Source organism: Humibacter sp. RRB41, from assembly GCF_022761015.1.
Classification (GTDB): domain Bacteria; phylum Actinomycetota; class Actinomycetes; order Actinomycetales; family Microbacteriaceae; genus Humibacter.
In genome coordinates, this window is record NZ_JAKWJQ010000011.1 from 1 (window position 1) to 5,349 (window position 5,349).

The 5,349-nt window shown below is 55.3% G+C and carries 3 rRNA genes; all 3 read right to left on the reverse strand.

Annotation, left to right across the window (positions count from 1 at the left end):
• Nucleotides 1-6: 6 nt before the first annotated feature.
• Nucleotides 7-123, reverse strand: a 5S ribosomal RNA gene (gene rrf, locus MJ603_RS18400).
• Nucleotides 124-243: 120 nt separating this feature from the next.
• A 23S ribosomal RNA gene (locus MJ603_RS18405) occupies nt 244-3,365 on the reverse strand.
• 450 nt (nt 3,366-3,815) lie between these two features.
• Nucleotides 3,816-5,347 (reverse strand): 16S ribosomal RNA (locus MJ603_RS18410).
• The 16S, 23S and 5S rRNA genes sit together here, the layout of an rRNA operon.
• Nucleotides 5,348-5,349 lie beyond the last annotated feature (2 nt).

The window sequence follows — 5,349 nt, forward strand, 5'->3', positions numbered from 1 at the left end:
AAAGGAGTCCGGCGGTGTCCTACTCTCCCACAGGGTCCCCCCTGCAGTACCATCGGCGCTGAGAGTCTTAGCTTCCGGGTTCGGAATGTGTCCGGGCGTTTCCCTCTCGCTATGGCCGCCGAAACACTATTGATGTATCAAAAGTGAACGTGCAAGCTTTCGCTTGGTTTGTTCCCGACCGTACATCGGGAACCACATAGTGGACGCGTGCGTCTGTCTTTTCGTTTCAGACAAAAAGAAAGTGTTATCAAGTTATCGGCTTATTAGTACCGGTCAGCTTCACAGGTCTTTAGTCCCTGCTTCCACATCCGGCCTATCAACCCAGTCGTCTGGCTGGGAGCCTCTCCCCCCGAAGGGGATGGAAATCTCATCTCGAGGCCGGCTTCCCGCTTAGATGCTTTCAGCGGTTATCCATCCCGAACGTAGCTAACCAGCGGTGCTCCTGGCGGAACAACTGGCACACCAGAGGTTCGTCCAACCCGGTCCTCTCGTACTAGGGTCAGATCCTCTCAAATTTCCTGCGCGCGCAGCGGATAGGGACCGAACTGTCTCACGACGTTCTAAACCCAGCTCGCGTACCGCTTTAATGGGCGAACAGCCCAACCCTTGGGACCTACTCCAGCCCCAGGATGCGACGAGCCGACATCGAGGTGCCAAACCATGCCGTCGATATGGACTCTTGGGCAAGATCAGCCTGTTATCCCCGAGGTACCTTTTATCCGTTGAGCGACAGCGCTTCCACAAGCCACTGCCGGATCACTAGTCCCGACTTTCGTCCCTGCTCGACCTGTCAGTCTCACAGTCAAGCTCCCTTGTGCACTTACACTCGCCACCTGATTGCCAACCAGGTTGAGGGAACCTTTGGGCGCCTCCGTTACTCTTTAGGAGGCAACCGCCCCAGTTAAACTACCCACCAGGCACTGTCCCTGAACCGGATTACGGTTCGAAGTTAGATATCCAGAGTGACCAGAGTGGTATTTCAACATTGACTCCACGAACACTAGCGTGCCCGCTTCATAGTCTCCCACCTATCCTACACAAGCCACACCGAACACCAATACCAAGCTATAGTAAAGGTCACGGGGTCTTTCCGTCCTGCTGCGCGTAACGAGCATCTTTACTCGTAATGCAATTTCGCCGAGTTCGCGGTTGAGACAGCTGGGAAGTCGTTACGCCATTCGTGCAGGTCGGAACTTACCCGACAAGGAATTTCGCTACCTTAGGATGGTTATAGTTACCACCGCCGTTTACTGGGGCTTAAATTCTGAGCTTCGCCTTGCGGCTGACCCTTCCTCTTAACCTTCCAGCACCGGGCAGGCGTCAGTCCGTATACATCGTCTTGCGACTTGGCACGGACCTGTGTTTTTAGTAAACAGTCGCTTCCCACTGGTCTCTGCGGCCTTCAAACGCTCCAGGAGCTAGTCCTTTCACGCCTCAGGCCCCCCTTCTCCCGAAGTTACGGGGGCATTTTGCCGAGTTCCTTAACCACGATTCTCTCGATCTCCTTGGTATTCTCTACCTGACCACCTGAGTCGGTTTAGGGTACGGGCGGCTGGAACCTCGCGTCGATGCTTTTCTCGGCAGCATAGGATCATCAACTTCCCCAAACGGGTCCGCATCGTGTCTCAGCCTTGATGAGAGACGGATTTGCCTATCTCTCGGCCTACGCACTTGCACCGGGACAACCATCGCCCGGCCTTGACTACCTTCCTGCGTCACACCTGTTAATACGCTAGCCGCACCAGCATAGGGTCGAGCGCTAGCCCCGAACCATCACCCCGAAGGGATCAAAGTCACGGGATTCGGACTCTTAGCATTACTGGATTGACTGGGACGGTTCTTCGCCGGTACGGGAATATCAACCCGTTGTCCATCGACTACGCCTGTCGGCCTCGCCTTAGGTCCCGACTTACCCAGGGCGGATTAGCCTGGCCCTGGAACCCTTGGTCTTTCGGAGGACGGGTTTCTCACCCGTCTTTCGCTACTCATGCCTGCATTCTCACTCGTGTAGGCTCCACGGCTGGTTCACACCGCCGCTTCACTGCCCACACGACGCTCTCCTACCCATCAACACGGCTGGACCACGAAGGCCTACCACTAATGTCAATGCCACAACTTCGGTGGCGTGCTTGAGCCCCGTTACATTGTCGGCGCGGAATCACTTGACCAGTGAGCTATTACGCACTCTTTCAAGGGTGGCTGCTTCTAAGCCAACCTCCTGGTTGTCTGTGCAACTCCACATCCTTTCCCACTTAGCACGCGCTTAGGGACCTTAGTTGGTGGTCTGGGTTGTTTCCCTCTCGACGATGAAGCTTATCCCCCACCGTCTCACTGCTGCGCTCTCACTTACCGGCATTCGGAGTTTGGCTGACGTCAGTAACCTTTTAGGGCCCATCGGCCATCCAGTAGCTCTACCTCCGGCAAGAAACACGCAACGCTGCACCTAAATGCATTTCGGAGAGAACCAGCTATCACGAAGTTTGATTGGCCTTTCACCCCTACCCACAGCTCATCCCCTCCATTTTCAACTGAAGTGGGTTCGGTCCTCCACGACGTCTTACCGTCGCTTCAACCTGGCCATGGGTAGATCACTTCGCTTCGGGTCTAGAACATGCGACTAAAAACGCCCTATTCAGACTCGCTTTCGCTACGGCTACCCCACACGGGTTAACCTCGCCACATATCACTAACTCGCAGGCTCATTCTTCAAAAGGCACGCTGTCACCCCTACAAGGAGGCTCCAACGGTTTGTAAGCAAACGGTTTCAGGTACTATTTCACTCCCCTCCCGGGGTACTTTTCACCTTTCCCTCACGGTACTTGTCCGCTATCGGTCATCTGGGAGTATTTAGGCTTATCAGGTGGTCCTGACAGATTCACACGGGATTTCTCGGGCCCCGTGCTACTTGGGATACTCTCCACGCTGCGTCACACATTTCGGCTACGGGGCTTCCACCCACTACGGCTGACCATTCAAGACCATTCGCCTACACACACGCATCACGTTCACTGTCCGGCAGAACAGAACGGAAAGTCCCACAACCCCGACCATGCAACCCCTGCCGGGTATCACACATGATTCGGTTTAGCCTGATCCGCGTTCGCTCGCCACTACTAACGGAATCACTATTGTTTTCTCTTCCTGTGGGTACTGAGATGTTTCACTTCCCCACGTTCCCTCTACCCGCCCTATATATTCAGGCGGGAGTAACCAGGTCACCACAAAGGGCCTGGCCGGGTTTCCCCATTCGGACACCCTCGGATCAAAGTTCGCTTATCAACTCCCCGAGGCTTATCGCAGATTGCTACGTCCTTCTTCGGCTCCAGATGCCAAGGCATCCACCGTTTGCTCTTAGAAACTTGAAATCACATGAGTCTAAATCGTTCGGCGCCGCGCTCCACCCAAAGGCGAAACCCGACGCAGATTGACCAATGATCTACACGCACTCAAAAAGAGCACGTTGATTAGATCTTGTGATCCGAACCCAAAAGGGTCCGAATCTAAGATGCTCGCGTCCACTGTGTAGTTCTCAAAATACGGGCGGTACCCTCCCCACCCCACCCATACGGGCGGACCAGAAAAGGGTCCAGAGGTTCGAAACGGCCTTCCGACCGGTCCGGTCCCTCAGGACCCAACAGCGTGCACGTGCAAAACCTCCCCACCCCCACCGTTCCAAACCTCCGAAGAGACCGTACTGAGCAGGAACCGTTCAGTCCCACACCAATGTCAATGTTCCACCCATGAGCTAACCAGCTGAGAACATTCGCCCCAGAACTGGCGCCTGGACACCCCGAAGAGTGCCAGATGCTCCTTAGAAAGGAGGTGATCCAGCCGCACCTTCCGGTACGGCTACCTTGTTACGACTTAGTCCTAATCACCGATCCCACCTTCGACGGCTCCCTCCACAAGGGTTGGGCCACCGGCTTCGGGTGTTACCGACTTTCATGACTTGACGGGCGGTGTGTACAAGGCCCGGGAACGTATTCACCGCAGCGTTGCTGATCTGCGATTACTAGCGACTCCGACTTCATGAGGTCGAGTTGCAGACCTCAATCCGAACTGAGACCGGCTTTTTGGGATTCGCTCCACCTTACGGTATCGCAGCCCTTTGTACCGGCCATTGTAGCATGCGTGAAGCCCAAGACATAAGGGGCATGATGATTTGACGTCATCCCCACCTTCCTCCGAGTTGACCCCGGCAGTCTCCTATGAGTTCCCACCATAACGTGCTGGCAACATAGAACGAGGGTTGCGCTCGTTGCGGGACTTAACCCAACATCTCACGACACGAGCTGACGACAACCATGCACCACCTGTATACGAGTGTCCAAAGAGAACCACATTTCTGCAGCGTTCCCGTATATGTCAAGCCTTGGTAAGGTTCTTCGCGTTGCATCGAATTAATCCGCATGCTCCGCCGCTTGTGCGGGCCCCCGTCAATTCCTTTGAGTTTTAGCCTTGCGGCCGTACTCCCCAGGCGGGGCGCTTAATGCGTTAGCTGCGACACGGAAACCGTGGAATGGTCCCCACATCTAGCGCCCAACGTTTACGGCGTGGACTACCAGGGTATCTAATCCTGTTCGCTCCCCACGCTTTCGCTCCTCAGCGTCAGTAACGGCCCAGAGAACTGCCTTCGCCATCGGTGTTCTTCCTGATATCTGCGCATTCCACCGCTACACCAGGAGTTCCATTCTCCCCTACCGCACTCTAGTCTGCCCGTACCCACTGCAGACCCGAGGTTGAGCCTCGGGATTTCACAGCAGACGCGACAAACCGCCTACGAGCTCTTTACGCCCAATAATTCCGGACAACGCTCGCACCCTACGTATTACCGCGGCTGCTGGCACGTAGTTAGCCGGTGCTTTTTCTGCAGGTACCGTCACCCCGAAAGGCTTCTTCCCTACTAAAAGAGGTTTACAACCCGAAGGCCGTCATCCCCCACGCGGCGTTGCTGCATCAGGCTTGCGCCCATTGTGCAATATTCCCCACTGCTGCCTCCCGTAGGAGTCTGGGCCGTGTCTCAGTCCCAGTGTGGCCGGTCACCCTCTCAGGCCGGCTACCCGTCATCGCCTTGGTGAGCCATTACCTCACCAACAAGCTGATAGGCCGCGAGTTCATCCCAAACCAAAAAAATCTTTCCACACACAGAAGATGCCTTCGTGTGTCATATCCAGTATTAGACGCCGTTTCCAGCGCTTATCCCAGAGTCCAGGGCAGATTACTCACGTGTTACTCACCCGTTCGCCACTAATCCCCCAGGAGCAAGCTCCCAAGATCATCGTTCGACTTGCATGTGTTAAGCACGCCGCCAGCGTTCGTCCTGAGCCAGGATCAAACTCTCCATAAAAG